This window comes from Bacteroides caecigallinarum (assembly GCF_021531075.1).
GTDB lineage: Bacteria > Bacteroidota > Bacteroidia > Bacteroidales > Bacteroidaceae > Phocaeicola > Phocaeicola caecigallinarum_B.
The window spans coordinates 1-541 of the sequence record NZ_JADYTJ010000152.1 but is presented as its reverse complement, the minus strand read 5'-3'; the positions used below and the strand labels follow the sequence as shown (position 1 = coordinate 541).

At 49.9% G+C, this 541-nt stretch carries 1 rRNA gene; it reads right to left on the bottom strand.

Going from position 1 to position 541, the window contains the following annotated elements:
• Positions 1-541 (bottom strand): 23S ribosomal RNA (locus tag I6E11_RS14825); the annotation flags it as partial.

The window sequence follows — 541 nt, the reverse complement described above, 5'->3', positions numbered from 1 at the left end:
CCCTTAACCTCGCCGGACACGGTAACTCGTAGGTTCATTATGCAAAAGGCACGCCGTCACTCTTTGCAGAGCTCCGACCGCTTGTAGGCGCACGGTTTCAGGTACTATTTCACTCTTCTGTTCGAAGTGCTTTTCACCTTTCCTTCACAGTACTGGTTCACTATCGGTCTCTCGGGAGTATTTAGCCTTACCGGATGGTCCCGGCAGATTCACGCAGAATTCCTCGTGTTCCGCGCTACTCAGGATTCCACTATGCTTCGTTTCGCTTCGAATACGGGGTTGTCACCCTCTGTGACCGGACTTTCCAGACCGTTCTTCTCACGAAATTTCTTGCAACGTCGTGGTCCTACAACCCCAACAATGCCGTAACATTGTTGGTTTGGGCTATTCCCCGTTCGCTCGCCACTACTGGGGGAATCATTGTTATTTTCTTTTCCTGCAGGTACTAAGATGTTTCAGTTCCCTGCGTTAGCCCCTTACAAACGTAAGGTGATATCCCTTCAGGATATCGGGTTGTCCCATTCGGAAATTCACGGATCAA